Below are 18,041 nucleotides of genomic sequence, written 5' to 3'. Positions count from 1 at the left end.
ACAAAATTAAGCCCATTCACCCTTACGAAATACAGGAACTCTTACACCATCTTGGGTAATGCCATCTATGTCAATTTCGCCAGAACCAATCATCCAGTCAATATGAATGACACTTTTATTCCCACCACGTGCTGCAATCTCTTCTGACGTCAATGATGCCCCATCTAAAAAGCATTTGGAATAACACTGACCTAAAGCAATATGACATGCAGCATTTTCATCAAATAAGGTATTATAAAAAAGGAGGCCACTCTTAGAAATTGGTGAAGAATGGGGCACAAGGGCAACTTCGCCCAACCGGCTTGCACCCTCATCACTTTGCAAAACCTGCTGTAAAACTTCTTGGCCTGTTGATGCACGAGCCTCAACAATACGCCCTGCGTCAAAACGTACTTCAATATTATCAACCAGAGTTCCTTGATAGGAAAGGGGCTTTGTTGAGCGAACGAAACCTTCAACCTTATGAGCATGAGGAGTCGTGAAAACTTCTTCTGTCGGAATATTCGGATTGCAAATAACACCATTTTGAGCAACAGATGCACCGCCATGCCATTCATGATCATCTGCCAAACCAACCGTCAAATCAGTTCCTGGCCCTGTAAAGTGTAAGGCAGAAAAACGCTGCTCATTAAGCCAAGATGATCGTTTCTTCAAATGTGCATTATGGACAGTCCACGCCTGTACCGGATCTTCTTCTGTAACACGTGAAGCAGAAAAAATTGCATCAGCTAATTTTTTAATCGCCTCATTAAGCGATAAAGAAGGAAACATCGCCTCAGCCCACCCTGCTGTTGGATAAGCAACAATCGACCAATTCATAGCAAAATTTGATATTTGCTTGAGTGCCGGCTGATAAGCTATTGAAGTGGCTTTATTTAAACGTGAAACCTTATCAAAATCCTGATTGGAAAGGAGCAAAGGATTATCACCAACAATCGCTAAACGCGCTGCCCCATTTTCAAAAGCCTTCGCCATTCCCTCATAAAGCCAAGAAGGGGCACAATCAAAACTAGCTGTATGAGCATTTTCAAACCGTGTAAGCGATAACATATCATCACTAAAAATTGGTGTAATGACACCAGCACCAACCTTATAAGCATGATATGCAATACGCCGAACAAAAGGTAACGCTGAAACTGGAGCAGTCAAAACAAGATCCTGCCCTTCTTGTAAATTCAACCCCACTTTCACTGTAATTTCTGCAAGACGATTAAGCATTTCAGGCGAAATTGTCTCATGAATATCAAAGTACATTACCAATACCCTTCTCTAAATAAAATGCGTTCTTTATGTCGTCATATTATAAATTGTTTTTCAGATCCTTTGAGTTCACTTTCTCTACGTATACTTATGCATATCATTATCGCTAAAATTCACTTAATTCATAAACCGCAATGGGTGTATAACCCTTCTTTGGTCATGAAAAACTTACCAGTTTCTGTGTCGTTTTTCTAACATTGCAACAATTGCATTTAACTGATCGGATGAAGGTAAAGCCATAATCGTTTTATTTTCCTCTTTCCTAGCTATATGTTGAGGTGCATAGGCAGGGATAGGAACTTTATCAAGCTGTACCATAGCAAAAGGCGCTGGATGTGACGTCTTGGATTGTGCTACTTCTGTCGAATGAGATGTACTTTTCTCTGCCTTTACTCCCCTACTCTCTAAGCCTTCATCTATAAAGCTTGGCGCATGACCAGAACGTTCTTGAGCAAAAGCATAAGCAACATCATAAGGGCGATTATTTGTAGGAACTTGAAGTGCCCCATCACGTGATCGTTTTTCATAAAAAGCATTTCCCCCTGCAACCTGAACATAATGCATGTTTTTATACGGAAAAGACAAACCAGCGGTATGAAAAAACTTAGCGTGTTTAACTTTCTTATCTCGTTCACCCCGTAAAACGGCATCAGCTGCCTCTCTTACACGAGCAACAGATGCTTTCTCCGTCATAGGACGCGTTAAAACACCAGGAGCAAATTGCCTATATTGACCAACAACACCACAAATCGTCTTAGGATAGGCGGTTGAATTAACACGATTCATAACAACCGTCCCAACGGCAATCATTCCTTCACGGCTTGTGCGATTTGATTCAAAATACATCGCTCGCATAAGACATTGACGCTCTGTCAATGGATACGTAACCGTTTTTGTCTTATTATTATTTATTTTTCCAGTATCTAAATGATTTGAAGCACACCCCACAACAACTAACGGCGCTACACAACAGGTAACAAATACATTCCAACGATTTTTTTTCATCTTATGCAACACATTCCTATAATCTCTGAGCTATTCAAGTCTTGAAATGAGCTTTAAATGTATCTCTCAATAAAGTACATAGCTAATTGTTACCACTCAGCAAAATTTTAATACAAGAGGTAATCAATAAAGTATCTATGCAAAATAAAAAATAAAAAACTCTTAATTTATAGATCAATATTGTTATTATTCATGGTTCAATATAGGCTATAATAACCCATACGTTTCAATTATAGTAAAATAACGCTATCCATTTCTTCTACATACGAAAAAATAATACAGATATCCCCTTTAATATAAAATTTTAACAAAATGATCTGAAAGGAAATTCCCCTAGAAAACTCCCCTCCGGCCACAATACGAGTGATGATATCATCTAATATACAAATATGTCAAACCAAGAGTTAGCAATCTGCCACGCTTCTCTGAAAAAACTCTTTGTTGCTTCTTTGTGCTTTTCCATAAGACGGTTATCTTATTCTTTCTATAGCTGCACTGTAAGAAAATACTCACATATCTACAAACTTATTTTATACATATAAGAAAAATTTTAATCTATTTTCTTCTCACCTACTCCAACTTTATAAGTAAGGTCATCGCGAGGACGATCAGAGGACATATGGTAACCCGTTATGATATAATGCAGCATTTCAGCAATATTAGTAACATGATCACCAATTCGTTCAATATTCTTTAAACAAAACAGTAAGTGCGTACAAACCGTAATATTGCGCATATCTTCCATCATATACGTCAAAAGTTCACGAAAAAGAGAAGTATACAAAGCATCAATCTTCTCATCACGCTCACGCACCGCGTCAACACGCTCTAATAGGCGACTCGTATAAGCATTTAAGACTTCTTTTAATTGATTGAGTGCTAAAGCTGTAATTGTTTCAAGCCCATGATAAACAGAAGCAGATTGTCGTATTTCTGAAAGTGCAACCGTCCTTTTAGCAATGTTTTTGGCCATATCCCCAATCCGCTCAAGATCAGAAGAAATACGAATGGCTCCAATAATTTCACGCAAATCGACAGCCATCGGTTGGCGTTTGCAAATAATAGCAACCGCTTTTTCATCAATGTCACGTTCTGCTTCATCTAAAAATACATCATCGGCAATCACTGTCGTTGCAAGTTGAAGATCACTACACACAACCGATGCGACAGAACGTTCAATCATCCTTTCTGCATGGCTCCCCATTTCTATAATCCTTGCTCTTAAATATTTTAGTTCTGCATCATAAGAACGGACAGTATGGTTCATAGACATATCTTACACTCCTCAATTCACCTATCCAAAACGCCCCGTAATATAATCTTGTGTCCGTTGCTCTTTTGGTGAGGTAAAGATCATTTCAGTCGCACCAACTTCTACCAAATGCCCTAAATGAAACATAGCCGTATATTGAGAAACACGTGCAGCCTGTTGCATAGAATGCGTTACGATAACAATTGTATAATTTTGCCGTAATGCATCGATAAGCTCTTCAATCCGTGCTGTCGCAATAGGATCAAGAGCTGAACAAGGCTCATCCATCAAAATAACTTCAGGACTAACCGCAATAGCACGTGCAATACACAAACGCTGTTGTTGTCCCCCTGATAAACTTGTTCCAAGATCATGAAGACGGTCTTTTACTTCTTCAAACAAACCTGCCTGCCTCAAACTCTTTTCAACGACATCATGCAATTCAGAGCGCGTTTTTACTAAACCATGAATGCGTGGACCATACGCAACATTCTCAAATATAGATTTTGGAAAAGGACTGGGCTTTTGAAAAACCATTCCAACACGAGCGCGCAATTCTACAACATCAATCCGTGTGTCATAAATATTCTCCCCATCTAAGGTAATAAGACCGGTTGTTTTAGCGCCTTCAATCGTATCATTCATACGGTTAAAACAACGCAAAAAAGTCGACTTTCCGCATCCTGATGGACCAATCAAAGCAGTTACTTGATGTTCAGGAATATCAAGTGTAATACCGTGGAGTGCTTCTTTGTCTCCATAAGAAACCTTCACATCCTCACCACGCATTTTAATCTTCATTACAAAAATTCACCTTACAAAAATCTTATCAAAGTTGTTATTTTATTAAAATTACTGGCGGCGTTCAAATCGTCGTCGTAAAAAAACCGCAGAAATATTCATGATCGCAAGAAAAATCATCAATACAATAATAGCACCTGATGTCTTTTCAACAAAAGCACGCTCTGCTTCCCCCGCCCACATAAAAATTTGAACAGGCAAAGCCGTTGCTGGATCCATGGGGGTCGTAGGAATATTAACAACAAAAGCAACCATTCCAATCAAAAGCAAAGGAGCTGTTTCACCCAAAGCCTGAGCAATTCCAATAATTGTGCCTGTCAAAATGCCAGGCACTGCTAAAGGAACAACATGATGAAAAATCATTTGTGTTTTTGATGCTCCCAGTCCTAAAGCTGCTGCACGAATAGAGAGAGGAACAGCACGCAGAGCAGAACGTGTTGCAATAATGATCGTGGGAAGAGTCATGAGCGCTAAAACAAGACCACCAACAAAGGAGGCTGAACGTGGTAATCCTAAAAAATTAACAAAAAAAGAGAGTCCTAAAAGACCAAACACAATCGAAGGAACAGCTGCAAGATTATTGATATTAACCTCTATAAAATCTGTAAATTTATTTTTGCGTGCATATTCTTCCAAATAAAGAGCCGTTGCTATGCCTATTGGAAGTGAAACTAATAAAACGATGCCTATCATATAAAGAGAACCAATAATCGCAACACCTAATCCCGCAGTCTCAGGACGACTTGAAGCGCCAAATGTAAAAAAACCAATATTAAATGTTTTATGAAGCGTACCATCATGCGCTAAACGTTTTATCCATTCCACTTGTCGATTAGAAACTTTACGGTTTTTTTCTGCTACACGCAGATCAATCTGTCCCTTATAAGCAGAATCAATATCCGCAGATGCCAAAACTTTAACTTTTTGCATTGTGCCAATCAATTTTGGATTCTTTGTCACCATTTCACGTAGTTGAACGCGGACACCATTTGAAAACATACGGTTAACGTCCCGAAGAGAGGCTCGATCATTTTGATTGATATTAAGTTTCTTTGCTAAAGCATTGCGTACAAGAAGTGGATAATTCGCCGTCATGAGAACTTGTGGTTTTGTTTTACGTTGACCACTTGGATCGATGATCTTTTCATCCAAATAAATCGACAATGTCATTTCACTTTGAAAAAAAGCTGTATAACCCTGACTAATGATAGACCATAAAAGCGCAAATAAAAAAAACAAACCAATAAAAATGGCAATCAAACCATAGGCACGAAAACGACGTTCAGCCCAATATCGACGCTTGAGACTAATATTGCGACGAGGAAAAAAATCTTCATTCATTCATATTGTTCCCGATATTTACGCACAATATAAAGAGCCAGAATATTCATCAAAAGTGTCATAACAAAAAGCGTCATCCCTAAGGCAAAAGCCACCAGAGTTTGTGGAGAATTAAACTCAAAATCACCGGTCAATTGATTAACAATCTTAACAGTCATCGTAGTCATTGCTTCGAAAGGATTGAGTGTTAAGTTTGCTGCAACACCTGCCGCCAAAACCACAATCATTGTTTCTCCAATTGCACGCGATGCCGTCAACAATATAGCCCCCATAATCCCTGGAAGCGCTGCTGGTATAACAACTTTTTTAATTGTTTCAGATTGTGTTGCGCCTAAACCATAAGAACCTTCACGTAAAATGCGTGGAACAGCCGTAATAACATCATCCGATAAAGAGGAAACAAAAGGTATCAACATAATTCCCATCACAACTCCAGCGGTCAAAACACTTTGTGCCATAATAAAACCAACCCCACCTGAGAGAGAAACAGAAAGATCACGTAAAAATGGTCCTACAACCTTCAAAGCAAAAAAACCATAAACAATGGTTGGGATGCCAGCAAGAACTTCCAATAATGGTTTTACAATTGCTCGCAATCGCGCAGAAGCATACTCAGCCATATAAAGAGCTGAAAATAGTCCTATAGGTACAGCAAAAAGCATGGCAACAAATGCAATATAAAGCGTACCAGCAAGAAGCGGTATTAAACCAAATTGTCCTACTTCATCGCCTGAACCGCTCGCGGAAAAACGTGGATCCCAAACTGTTCCTAAAAAGAAATTTGAAAAGGATACAGACTGAAAAAAGCTTACTGTCTGAAAAAGCATAGAAAGCGCAATGGCTATTGTTGTCAAGACTGCAACAATAGATGCACAAATCAATCCAATAATAATAAAAGATTCAACCTTATTACGCGCACGTTGATGAGGCGCAATTTGCATCATTCCACAGATAAAACCAAAGGACGCAATAGCAAAAAGGAAAACATAACCTATAAATTTAAGCTTTTCAGAAGAAAATACCCACGACTGTGCTATTTTGAACACATCATCTGATGCTTCATCGGGTAAAATCCATCCCTTCGCGAGTAATTGTGCCTGCACTTCCTTATAGGAAGCGGTAGAAAGATTCCCCTCAAAGCGATGAATCTTTTTGACGAGACTTCGAAGTGTCTCCCAAAGTAGATCGTGATTTACAGGCTCTGTTACATGCGCACTATACGCCTCAAGCTCTCGAGAGGCATTATATTCTAAATAAATTGTACTCCCAGCATCCCAAACAATTAAAAAAATAAAAGCTGGAATAACAGTAATCAAAAATGTCCACCAGCCATAATAATACGCACGAGAATGCATTTTATGTTGTCTGTATTCAAGAATGCGTGCTCGCATATAAGAAATACAAAAACCACAAAATCCAAAAATCAATAATAACAAAATAATAAAGGAAATGCGCATTTTATCTTTCAGTTTTTATAAAAAAATAGCATCCAAATTCCCTATCCCAGAAATCCAACAAATTTTCCCTGCAAGTTATTTCAATGTCATTACTCGACCAGCAGAAAAATCAGAACGCTGTGCTTGACGCTCCTTTTCAGGAGAAACAATCAAACCATATTCAGCCAAAGGACCCTCTGGACCAATCATTTGATCAGAAAGAAAAAAGTCAACATACTCTCGCAAACCTGAAATAATACCTAAATGTGCTTTCTTAATATAGAAAAAAAGCGGACGAGAAACCGGATATTGTCCACTAGAAATCGTCTCAACTGTTGGCGCAAAACCGTTAATATCGGCAACTTTTAGTTTATCAGCATTATTTTGATAAAAAGACAAACCAAAAATACCAACCCCTGTTTTATTAGAAGTTAGACGCGCAAATGTTTCAGAATAATCACCATCAATATCAACCGCTTTTCCATCCTTACGTACCGCAATACAAGCAGTGTGTATCTCCTTATCATCCATTCCTAAAGACTTCATCACTTCAACTGCCCCACTCTCTTTACACCCCTTAGTAAGTAATTTTTCCTCAAAAACTTCACGTGTCCCATGCTTCTCCCCAGGAATATACGCTGCTATCGTCCAATCAGGAAGAGCACTATTGACTGCACTCCATTTCAAAACATTATTCGGTTGCAACTTTCCGTCTATAATAATTCGAGCAGCAAGGGCTTTATAAACATCTACTGGCTGTAATTTCCAATCAGGTCCCTTAATATCAGTTGCAAAAACAATGCCATCATACCCAATACGTATTTCCTCAACATCTTTTACACCAGCATCAAAACAAGACTGTAATTCACTCGGTTTCATTGCTCGCGAAGCATTAACAATATCAACAGTGTTCTCCCCAATACCACGGCAGAATTCCTTAATACCAGCTCCTGTTCCACCCGATTCGATAACAGGAACCTTAAAATGAGGATAAATTTCTCCAAATGTTTCAGCAACAATCTTTTGATAAGGTAAAACTGTAGATGAACCAGTAATCTGTATTTGATCGCGCGCATTGCCTCCATTTGCTGACAGCAGTAGCGCAAAAAACAATCCCACTCCAATTGATAATACTCTGTTCATCTATAAGCTCCCTAAAAATTGAGGATAAAGCCTCTTAATTTATATCATACGGTCATTCTAGTTCACATTTGCAACATAACAAATATAAAAAACAACATGGATCATTTTTTAAAACCATGTTTTTGTCCTCTGTCAAATAAATTCATTTGAACGCTTGAACTCAATAACATCCCAAAACAAATGAGCAACATCTGTACCGCAGAAGCGTTTAATTTCACGAATTCCCGTAGGAGACGTCACATTAATTTCTGTTATATAATCTCCAATCACATCAATCCCCACAAAAAGAAGACCTCGTTCCTTTAAAGCTGGACCAATGCGTTCACAAATCTCATAATCACGTTTTGTTAACTCAACATTTTCCGCGCGGCCTCCAACATGCATATTAGAGCGCACATCTGTTTCTGTCGGAATTCGATTAATAGCTCCAACAGGTGTACCATCAAGCAAAATAATCCTTTTATCTCCTTTTCGTACTGCCTCTAAATAGCGCTGAACAATAAAAGGTTCGTGATAAATTTCTGAAAACATTTCCAACAATGATGCTAAATTGCGATCATCTTGTTTTAAATAAAAAATACCAGCGCCCCCATTTCCATAAAGTGGTTTAACAATAATATCGCCAAATGTCTCTCTAAAAGCTGTTATTTCTTCAATATCTTTGGTAATTAATGTTTCTGGCATCAGATCAGAAAATTCAGTCACAAAAATTTTTTCTGGACTGTTGCGTACCCATGCCGGATCATTCACAACGAGTGTTTTAGGATGAATACGTTCTAACAAATGAGTCGTTGTGATATAATTGAGATCAAAAGGTGGATCTTGGCGTAAAAGAACCACATCCATATCTGTTAATTCCGTGCGAACAGGCTTTTCTAATTTATAGTGGCTTCCCTCTTTATCATGTACAATCAATGGCTCTAGTCGTGCAATCACACAACCATCATACAGAGATAAACGATCTGGTGTATAATGGAAGAGAGAGTGTCCACGTTCTTGTGCTGCTAAAGCGAGTGCAAATGTCGTATCTCCTTGAATCCGAACTGTTGAAATATGATCCATCTGAATGGCAATTTTCATAAATAAATCCTCCCTATCCTAAAAGCAGACTGGTCTAAGCATCATAAACTTAGTAAACAATAAAAGAACTATGACAAGAGAAAATTTATGACAAAAGAAACAGATACAAAATTAAACAACAAAGAAATCGAACGCTATGCACGCCACATCATTTTGCCTGAGATTGGTGGTGTAGGACAACAAAAGCTAAAAAAAGCACGTGTTCTTGTTGTGGGTGCTGGTGGTCTTGGTGCTCCTGTCTTAACCTATTTGGCTGCCGTAGGTGTAGGAACCCTTGGAATTGTCGATAACGACATCGTTTCACTTTCCAATTTACAACGCCAAGTTATTCATAAAACAAATGCAATAAACAAAAGCAAAACAGACAGTGCTGAAGCCACTATAAAAGCAATAAATCCCCATGTTGTAGTTGAAAAACACACCCTACGCTTAGATAAAAGTAATGTGGATAAACTGCTTAATGCTTACCACATCATTGTTGATGGAAGCGATAATTTTACGACGCGCTATCTTCTTGCTGATCACGCTGCCCAATGCAAAAAACCCTTAATAAGTGGTGCTGTAGAACGTTTTAATGGCTCATTAACCGTCCTTATGCCGTATAAAGACAATAATCCTCACTATCGCGATTTATTTCCCACCCCTCCAGCTCACGGGACTATCCCAACATGCGCTGAAACTGGAATAATCGGTGTTTTACCTGGCGTTATTGGGACCCTACAAGCAATGGAAGTTATTAAAATGATCACAAACATCGGAGAGCCATTAGTAGGAAAGATTCTTCTCTATAATGGATTATTAGCGCAATTTAATATTATTACTTATAAACGCTCAAATTATAAAGAAAATGCCATAGTTATTAAGAAGCTTGGAGAATTATGATTATGTCCTCTCTTCCACTAATTTTTAGCACTCTCGCAATATGTATTAAAATACTAATATTTTATCTCAAGTCATCGAAACATTGTAACCAATGAAACCTATTAAATTTATCACAAATATGGAAAACCTTTTGTGAAAAAATAATTCTCTATAATGGATTATCAGTATAATTTCATGTCATTGTTTATAAATGGACAGAGACTCGTGCAAACTTAGCTGCCATCAGTATTCTTGTGTAAAAAAATTTTCAACGTAGATAAAAATACAATCAGCAGAACTCTATTCAACTATTTTACTATTCACATATGAAAATTGTTTCACATGAAAGTGCTTACTTCAAACCATAACCTATAAATAAATAATCTAAGTCATATTTTAGTGATTGATACTATAGAAGGTCAATGATCTGTACCTACACCTCTAACCTCAAGAGAAAACGTCTATTCATCAAGCATCATAAAATGCAGCTTAGGATCATTGCACGTATAAGAACAATCAATTGTCTCTGATACATGGAAATTGATGTAAAAGTACATGGGGATTGATGTGCATAGAAGGATTAAGATAAACCTCATGGAGAGCTTTAATTACATAATTATCGCATTCAGAAGCAGAAAGTTGCGGCTCATGAATTGATAATCCTTCAGCAATAATTTCACAGACAAGTATATGTAGAAAAAGTGAAGCAAACAAATCTTGAAAACCAATCTGCAGATGACAGCGTAAAGAGTGCATTTTTATAAAAGAGCTCTTTTTATAAAACCTTGAAACTAAAATTACAAAAAGTCAGACTTCTTTCTAAAATTAACATCTATGGTATAAGTTAATTTGGCTCGTTCGCTTTATTATTATCCATTGGTAAAGGAACAGGATGATCGGATAAACTGCGTAAATAAAGCAAAAGATCGGCACGATCTTGGTCATTTTTAATTCCACGAAAAGACATAATGGTCCCAGGAAAAGCTTCACGTGGAGAATGTAAATAACGATCTAACGTTACAAAATCCCATTTTTGATCAGAATGAGCACGTAATGCCCGTGAATAAGCAAAACCTGCTGCTGATGCCAAAGGGCGGTTAACAATCTCCCAGAGGACTGGACCAACACGCCCTGCTTCATTGCGTCCAGATGTGTGGCATATGGCACATTGGCGAAAAACTTTACGGCCATTTTCAAAATTGCCTTGTTGAAGGCGGCTATTTAGTGATAGGGAAACATCAGGTGCTTTTTGTTTTTCTTGAAATATATCATTCTTGGCAACTGTATGATGATATTGGACTGATGTAGGATGATCGTAAATTATATTGCTGAGTGTGGAAATCCCCACAACAGCGACCAGCACACATAAACAAGCACAAATAAAATAAATAAATCTCCGGCGATTCATAAAAACTCAAATGTTCACGGTTTCATTACCATTTTTAGTTTAAGCTTTTTCTTTATAACACACAACATCATAAATGCATCACAGATGACATTTGGAATCTTACAATGGCTCTTGAACCAATTATTCTTATTCCTGCCCGTATAGGCTCAACCCGTCTTCCTCAAAAAGCTCTCGCTAAAATTGGCGGAAAACCGATGATTGTTCATGTCGCAGAACAAGCTAAAAAAGCTGCAATAGGACGTACAATCGTTGCAACAGATCATAATGATATCGCTAAAGCTGTTGCAGATTATGGACATGAATATATCATAACACGAGGTGATCATAAGTCTGGATCTGATCGTATTTATGAAGCTTTAATGCGCATTGATCCGGAACAACGTTACAATGCCATTTTAAATATACAAGGTGACTTACCAACAATAATGCCTCGTGAAATCATTCGTGCGCTACGCCCTTTAGAAAATAGCTTTACTGACATTGCAACCTTGGGCGCCCAAATCATTGAAGAAAATGAAACAAGAGATCCCAATGTTGTCAAAATCATTGGTACACCGCTTTCTCAAAATCGTCTTCGTGCTCTTTATTTTACGCGCGCCACAGCACCCTATGGAGACGGTCCTCTTTATCACCATATTGGAATATACGCCTATAGGCGCGAAGCACTTGAGAAATTTGTATCATTCAAACCCTCACCACTTGAGAAACGTGAAAAACTTGAACAATTACGTGCATTAGAAAACAACATGCGTATTGATGTGGAAATAGTCGATACAATTCCCTTAGGTGTAGACACACAACATGATCTCGATAGAGTTTGTGAGATTTTAGCATGAAAATACTTAAAAAAACCAATAAAATTTCTTTCCAAGGAGAATACGGCGCTAATTCCCATATTGCTTGCTCCAATATGTTCCCCAATATGGATGCTGTTCCCTCTGCTACTTTCGAAGACGCCCTTAATTTAGTGGAAAGCGGGAAAGCTGATCTTGCTATGATCCCTATTGAAAATACCCTTGCGGGACGCGTTGCAGACATTCATCATCTTTTACCGCAGTCATCTCTTTATATTATTGATGAATATTTTTTACCTATCCATTTTCAACTCATGGTTTTACCCGGCGTTACACATGACGAAATTAAAACCGTCCACAGCCATACGCATGCCCTTGCACAATGCCGAAAAATCATACGAAACAACGGTTGGAAACCTGTTGTTTCTGCTGACACCGCTGGAGCTGCAAAATTTATTAAAAAAAATGCTAAACGTTCACAGGCTGCCTTAGCACCTTTAATCGCAGCAGAACTCTATGGACTTGATATTCTTGAAAGAGATGTTGAAGATAACCCTCATAATATTACCCGTTTTGTCATCCTTTCACGCTCCAAACGACATGTCCCCAAACCTCAAAATGGCGAAAAAATCATCACCAGTCTTCTTTTTCGAGTGCGCAATGTCCCCGCTGCTCTCTATAAAGCTATGGGAGGATTTGCAACGAATGGTATTAATATGACAAAATTAGAAAGCTATCAAATTGGTGGAAATTTCAATGCAACACAATTCTTTGTTGATATTGAAGGGCATCCTGAAGACCCGATGATGAAACTTGCCTTAGAAGAATTATCTTTCTTTTCTGCAGAACTGCGTATTATCGGTACTTATCCAGCACAAAACGATCGAACATCGTATATATAAAAGCAATTAGGCTGCTATCATTCTTTGCTGATATCAAAGAGCATCGTAAAAATTTCATAATGCAACGTATCTTGAAAGAGCTCGTTTTTTTCTACTCAACACCCTTCATAAACACTGAAGAAGAAAAAACGGCTCATAAAAGAATATATAAATTATTTCCATAATATTTTTTCACAAATTATATCATGATAAAAAGCACTTCAACTTGTATAAAAACCAGTGTAAAAAAACACAGTAACTACAAATAAAAACGCTTGTACCATCTATTTCCCTTTATATCTTCAAAGAGAGCTTCTTGAGAAAAGTCATTTCCTCTGACAATATTCCAATAAAGATAACGAACTTCTAAATTAGCTCTCAAAACAATTCAAATTATTATACATGATAGAGCATTCAAATTTCTTAGACTGATATCAGTCTGAACATGGTTTAAAACTAGAAAATGCAACTTAGCCCTGATTTTAGCGTTAAGTTTGAGCTTTTATCTTTATAAAAATTGATTTATGATTCACCTCACTTTAGAAAAAGGAGAAGATAATGAAAAAAATCTTCATGCAAGGATTATTAGCCGCAAATATTCTCGCCCACTCTAGTGGTGCGTTTGCTGGCTTTGGTGAGAAAAAATGGAATTTTGGGCTGGATGAAAGTGTTGTGATCATACCATCCGATACAATCCATCAAGGAGCTGAATACTCTTGTAGTATCTTTGAACCAAAGAAAGTATCCTTTACTTTATCGTACTCTACCCCTTCTGATTTAAACAAATTGAGAATTGCTGTTGATGATGAAAAGAAAATAACCCATGATAAAGAAAAGAAGATCTTTATCCTAAAAAATATAAAATCTCTTCATATAAGTTTTCCTTCGTCAGGACATTATATTTTTAAAAATATTACGAAGAAAAAAGTTGTTGGAACAAATTGTGACACAGGAGATTATGATTAACAATATTTCTATAACATCTAAATTTTAGTAGATTTATTTTTTTTCAGTTATTTTTTTCAAAATACAGCATAATGAGCCATTAAAACTTATCGCTGAAGAGGTGTTTTTATCCTAATATGGCAAACCTTAAGTTGCTCATAAGGTTAGATATTAAGGAACTTTTGCGAAAACTAAAAGACTAAATTTAAATTGTTCTGTATTTTCTACTATCAGAGCTATTTTTTTAATAAGAATATGCTTCTCTCTTCGCAACTGCTTCATTTTAAGTGATATAAAGCACATCGTACCCAAATCACTTAGATAAACGGAAAAGTAAAATTTGCTCTACAGGTGCATTCCTCACTGCACTTTAAGTCATACTCATTCAGCTTTTTATAAAAATTATCTCGCTTTTCCCTCCTTATTAAAGAATATATTATTTGAAACTATAAAATGTCGCTTATATCGAATAAGAACCATTTTTATGCTTATAAAATCAGTATCCCCTTATTTCTATAGCGTTGAATGTTGCATCTCCTCTTGTATGAGTACAGCCCCTTTAAAAATATATGAAATCTTTTCTCAAATAATGAAACTTCATATATTGACCCACCTTGTGATGAACATCAATGTTTTTTAATTAAAAGAACAAGCACGCAAAAAAAGAGCGATAACATCTATTCAGTATTTATATATTTATATTATGTTAAAAGAAAAAATATTATATATTTTATATTCTCATTCACTATAGAAATGAGATGGTACTCTTATAAGATACTGGCTTATCATTATAAGACTTTGATTTTCTTACACTGAATTAAAACCACGAATAAAGTAAGATCCTCCCATCTTAAATCTCTTATTGAATCCATTAAAATCGTTTCCTCGAAAGTTACAAATGGGATTGGTGTGTGAGTAAAAACGATTAAAAAAAGGAATAAAAATGCTTCTTATAAAGCCTCTCAAGTACAAGGGATCGCAACATTGGGAGTTGTTAAATAGCATGAGGGCTAAAATTTATACTTTGTATTAAGCATAAAGAGGGTAGCGCAACTATAGATTTATAACTCAAGGGAAGCATGTATACTATTATGAGTGGCGTTTGAAATATAGTTAAGAGTATTGAGCAATCGCTCTTTCAAAAGCCTGTGAATGTATAACATTAAATGTATAAAGCAATATTTTATAATTCTTTAAATAGCACTCTTCCCCCCTGACTTTCGAATGTTAGCCAATTACATGATCTATCTGCTTTATTTGCTTCTTTGACTGTTGTAAATTTTTGATGATTCAATTTCGTAGTTTTAGAACAGATGTATCTATCCTAAAACTCTTACATGTTTCAGCGAATGAGAATAATTATACATTCAGACTATCTTAAGCGAAAAAATATTTTCATACCAAATAAATATGAAGAGCTACTGCTATAAAAACTGGTAAATCCACAATCTCTTTGTTGTTTATATGTCAATAAATTAAACGCAAAGGAAAATTCTTCGTCGTTCTTAGGATATTTTTCGTTTCTGATCTTGATTTTTCATTCCAAATCGACAATATGAGCTTGGGAGGTTGGTGGTGGACGAACTACTCGCCAACTGGGTCAGGTCTGGAAAGAAGCAGCCCCAACGAGTTCTGGTACGGGTCATCGTTCCAACCTCCTATTTTGCTGAAGAAATTATTTTTTATGCTGTCTTTTAGCGAGGTATTTTTAATCTTCAGAGCAGCATTTGTATGCAGCAAATAAAGGGGTTTTGTTATTTTTAAACAAATTGTCCCATAAATAATTTGATTAAGAAAAAATCCTTTTATATGAGACTACAGTATTGATCTATGCTTTTGTATTATCAAAATGTACGCATAAAGAACTTCGAAGTTGGAAATACTCATGGAAAATTTACCGGTAGAAACAGCCTATCGTGTTCTTGCTCGTAAATATCGACCAAAAAACTTCTCTGACCTCATTGGTCAGGAAGCTATGGTGCGTACTCTTACCAACGCCTTTGAAAAAGGTCGTATTGCACAAGCGTGGATGTTAACAGGGATTCGTGGCGTAGGTAAAACCACAACAGCACGTATTTTGGCACGTGCGCTTAATTATAAAACAAAAGATATTGATCAACCAACAACCGTATTGGACTCTCTTGGAGAACATTGCACACAAATTATCGAAGGACGCCATATTGATGTTATAGAAATGGATGCCGCTTCTCATACGGGCATTGATGATATTCGTGAAATTATTGAACAAATACGCTATCGTCCTGTTTCTGCACGCTATAAGGTTTATATTATAGATGAAGTACATATGCTCTCAACACAAGCCTTTAATGGTTTATTGAAAACTCTTGAAGAACCACCGTCCCATGTGAAATTTATTTTTGCCACAACAGAAATTCGCAAAGTTCCTATTACAATTCTTTCGCGTTGCCAACGTTTTGATTTGCGACGTATTGAATCAAAAGCTTTGAGTGCACATTTGCGTCAAATTGCGAAATATGAAAAGGTAGAAGTAGAAGATCAAGCACTCTCTATGATTGCCCGTGCTGCAGAAGGATCAGCACGTGATGCATTATCCATTTTTGATCAAGCAATCGCCCATAGCAATGGCAATGTTAATGCTATTGCGGTGCGTACAATGTTAGGATTAGCGGATCAAGCACGTATCATTGATCTTTTTGAATTTATTATGAAGGGCGATGTTGTCAATGCGTTACATGAATTACGCAGTCAATATGAAGCAGGTGCTGATCCTCTTACTATATTGACAGAACTAGCCGATTTTAATCATCTGGTCACACGTTTACGTTTTACACCAGAAATAGTGGAAGATTTCTCTCTAACTGAAGAACAACGTTTAAGAAGTTTAGACTTTTCAAAAAAACTTTCCGTTCCTATTTTATCCCGAAACTGGCAAATGTTACTCAAAGGTTTACAGGAAGTTAATCAAACTGCACGTCCTCTTCAAGCCGCTGAAATGCTTTTAATTCGTCTTGCTCACACGGCTGACTTACCAACTCTTGATGAGGCTTTAAAAAAGCTTACGCAAGAAAAAACGCCTCTCACACTGGTTAAAAACTCTTCTCATCAAGAATCTACAAATGCAAATAATATAACAAAAGAAACAATGGTCGGAGCCCATGCTTCCTCGAGCGTTTCAAATACATTACCCGATCAATCAGATTTAAAAAGCTCTTTGAAAAACCAATTAGATCATTCCTTACAACCGGAAAATTTAGTTAAAAATCAAAACCATGACAAAATCAACGCCCAAGAAGTAACAGAAATTCTAGAAACTTCTCCATCTACTGATCTTTCTGAAAAGATTGTAAATTTATCGCATTCTGTCACGCAAACAACAGAAAAGATTACTGAACCTAAAACTCTCGTGATTAATTCTTTGCACGATATTGTTCAATTAGCCGAACAGCATAATGACACTCCTTTCAAACTCCTTATTAAAGAATTTGTTCATCCTGTTTCTTTTGAAGCTGGGCATATTACCTTAAGACTTTCTGAAAATACCCCACAATTTCTTGCTCATGATATAGAAAAAAAGATATCTCAATGGACAGAAAAACGCTGGACAATAACTTTTGTTAATGAAGGAGGTGGCCCAACCTTACAGGAGGAAAGTATAGCGATTCAAAAGACTCTTTTTTCTAATGCAGAAACAGATCCTGATATTGCGAAAATCCTCAATCATTTCCCAGAAGCAAAAATTGTCGATATTCGACTCAATAAAGAAGAAAATGATCTTGATTTACTCTCCAATACCTTTAAAAATGCTGATATTTTTAAAAATAAAAATGATATCAATGATGAATAAGGATACCT

Annotated in this window: 14 protein-coding genes and 1 other RNA gene; 6 read left to right on the top strand and 9 right to left on the bottom strand. The window is 36.8% G+C overall.

The genetic code is table 11. From position 1 onward, the window contains the following. Window positions 1–6: 6 nt before the first annotated feature. The 8 genes from ACFILL_RS05140 to gshB form a co-directional block, all read right to left on the bottom strand. Window positions 7–1,254 (bottom strand): aminopeptidase, encoded by a 1,248-nt coding sequence (locus ACFILL_RS05140; RefSeq protein ID WP_375611789.1) that lies wholly within the window; start codon window positions 1,252–1,254, stop codon window positions 7–9. 174 nt (window positions 1,255–1,428) lie between these two features. Beyond that, window positions 1,429–2,265 carry a cell wall hydrolase gene (locus tag ACFILL_RS05135; RefSeq protein ID WP_375643402.1) on the bottom strand — a complete coding sequence of 279 codons (837 nt, stop codon included), beginning with the start codon at window positions 2,263–2,265 and terminating at the stop codon, window positions 1,429–1,431. A gap of 550 nt (window positions 2,266–2,815) precedes the next feature. Further along, window positions 2,816–3,538: a phosphate signaling complex protein PhoU gene (gene phoU, locus ACFILL_RS05130; RefSeq protein WP_273790564.1), complete on the bottom strand. Its 723-nt coding sequence runs from the start codon at window positions 3,536–3,538 to the stop codon at window positions 2,816–2,818. Between the two features lie 21 nt (window positions 3,539–3,559). After that, window positions 3,560–4,318, bottom strand: a complete 759-nt coding sequence (gene pstB / locus ACFILL_RS05125; protein WP_273790565.1) for a phosphate ABC transporter ATP-binding protein PstB — start codon at window positions 4,316–4,318, stop codon at window positions 3,560–3,562. Between the two features lie 51 nt (window positions 4,319–4,369). Then, window positions 4,370–5,659, bottom strand: a complete 1,290-nt coding sequence (gene pstA, locus ACFILL_RS05120; RefSeq protein ID WP_375643401.1) for a phosphate ABC transporter permease PstA — start codon at window positions 5,657–5,659, stop codon at window positions 4,370–4,372. Next, complete coding sequence (gene pstC / locus ACFILL_RS05115; protein ID WP_375637606.1) at window positions 5,656–7,116, bottom strand: phosphate ABC transporter permease subunit PstC; 1,461 nt, start codon at window positions 7,114–7,116, stop codon at window positions 5,656–5,658. Before pstC ends, pstA begins: the two co-directional genes overlap by 4 nt. Before the next feature lie 75 nt (window positions 7,117–7,191). Then, window positions 7,192–8,238 carry a substrate-binding domain-containing protein gene (locus ACFILL_RS05110; RefSeq protein ID WP_375631060.1) on the bottom strand — a complete coding sequence of 349 codons (1,047 nt, stop codon included), beginning with the start codon at window positions 8,236–8,238 and terminating at the stop codon, window positions 7,192–7,194. Between the two features lie 132 nt (window positions 8,239–8,370). After that, on the bottom strand, window positions 8,371–9,318 hold the full coding sequence (gshB, locus tag ACFILL_RS05105; protein ID WP_375643400.1) for a glutathione synthase: 948 nt from the start codon (window positions 9,316–9,318) through the stop codon (window positions 8,371–8,373). An 87-nt stretch (window positions 9,319–9,405) separates the two neighbouring features. Between gshB and ACFILL_RS05100 the strand changes: the two genes are divergently transcribed. Then, the gene (locus tag ACFILL_RS05100) at window positions 9,406–10,200 is read left to right on the top strand and encodes a molybdopterin-synthase adenylyltransferase MoeB (protein ID WP_375643398.1); all 795 of its coding nucleotides are present in this window, start codon (window positions 9,406–9,408) and stop codon (window positions 10,198–10,200) included. A gap of 823 nt (window positions 10,201–11,023) precedes the next feature. Here the strand turns inward: ACFILL_RS05100 and ACFILL_RS05095 are convergent. After that, window positions 11,024–11,587 carry a c-type cytochrome gene (locus tag ACFILL_RS05095; protein ID WP_375632302.1) on the bottom strand — a complete coding sequence of 188 codons (564 nt, stop codon included), beginning with the start codon at window positions 11,585–11,587 and terminating at the stop codon, window positions 11,024–11,026. A 104-nt stretch (window positions 11,588–11,691) separates the two neighbouring features. On the opposite strand from ACFILL_RS05095, the gene ACFILL_RS05090 reads away from it, so the two are divergent. The 5 genes from ACFILL_RS05090 to ACFILL_RS05070 all read left to right on the top strand — a co-directional run bounded on the left by ACFILL_RS05090 (window position 11,692) and on the right by ACFILL_RS05070 (window position 18,033). Then, window positions 11,692–12,423, top strand: a complete 732-nt coding sequence (locus ACFILL_RS05090; protein ID WP_375631064.1) for a 3-deoxy-manno-octulosonate cytidylyltransferase — start codon at window positions 11,692–11,694, stop codon at window positions 12,421–12,423. Next, a complete protein-coding gene (locus tag ACFILL_RS05085; RefSeq protein ID WP_273790573.1) occupies window positions 12,420–13,283 on the top strand; it encodes a prephenate dehydratase in 864 nt (287 codons plus the stop codon). Before ACFILL_RS05090 ends, ACFILL_RS05085 begins: the two co-directional genes overlap by 4 nt. A 537-nt stretch (window positions 13,284–13,820) precedes the next feature. After that, window positions 13,821–14,228 (top strand): hypothetical protein, encoded by a 408-nt coding sequence (locus ACFILL_RS05080; protein WP_375637603.1) that lies wholly within the window; start codon window positions 13,821–13,823, stop codon window positions 14,226–14,228. A 1,543-nt stretch (window positions 14,229–15,771) separates the two neighbouring features. Continuing rightward, window positions 15,772–15,869: signal recognition particle sRNA small type (gene ffs / locus ACFILL_RS05075), an RNA gene on the top strand. A gap of 223 nt (window positions 15,870–16,092) precedes the next feature. Continuing rightward, window positions 16,093–18,033: a DNA polymerase III subunit gamma/tau gene (locus ACFILL_RS05070; RefSeq protein WP_375643397.1), complete on the top strand. Its 1,941-nt coding sequence runs from the start codon at window positions 16,093–16,095 to the stop codon at window positions 18,031–18,033. Window positions 18,034–18,041: the final 8 nt, after the last annotated feature.

It is taken from the genome of Bartonella sp. AP20NXHL (assembly GCF_042196165.1).
Taxonomy (GTDB): domain Bacteria; phylum Pseudomonadota; class Alphaproteobacteria; order Rhizobiales; family Rhizobiaceae; genus Bartonella.
The sequence above is the reverse complement of the archived record's forward strand: the minus strand, read 5'-3'. Positions and strand labels throughout refer to the sequence as shown.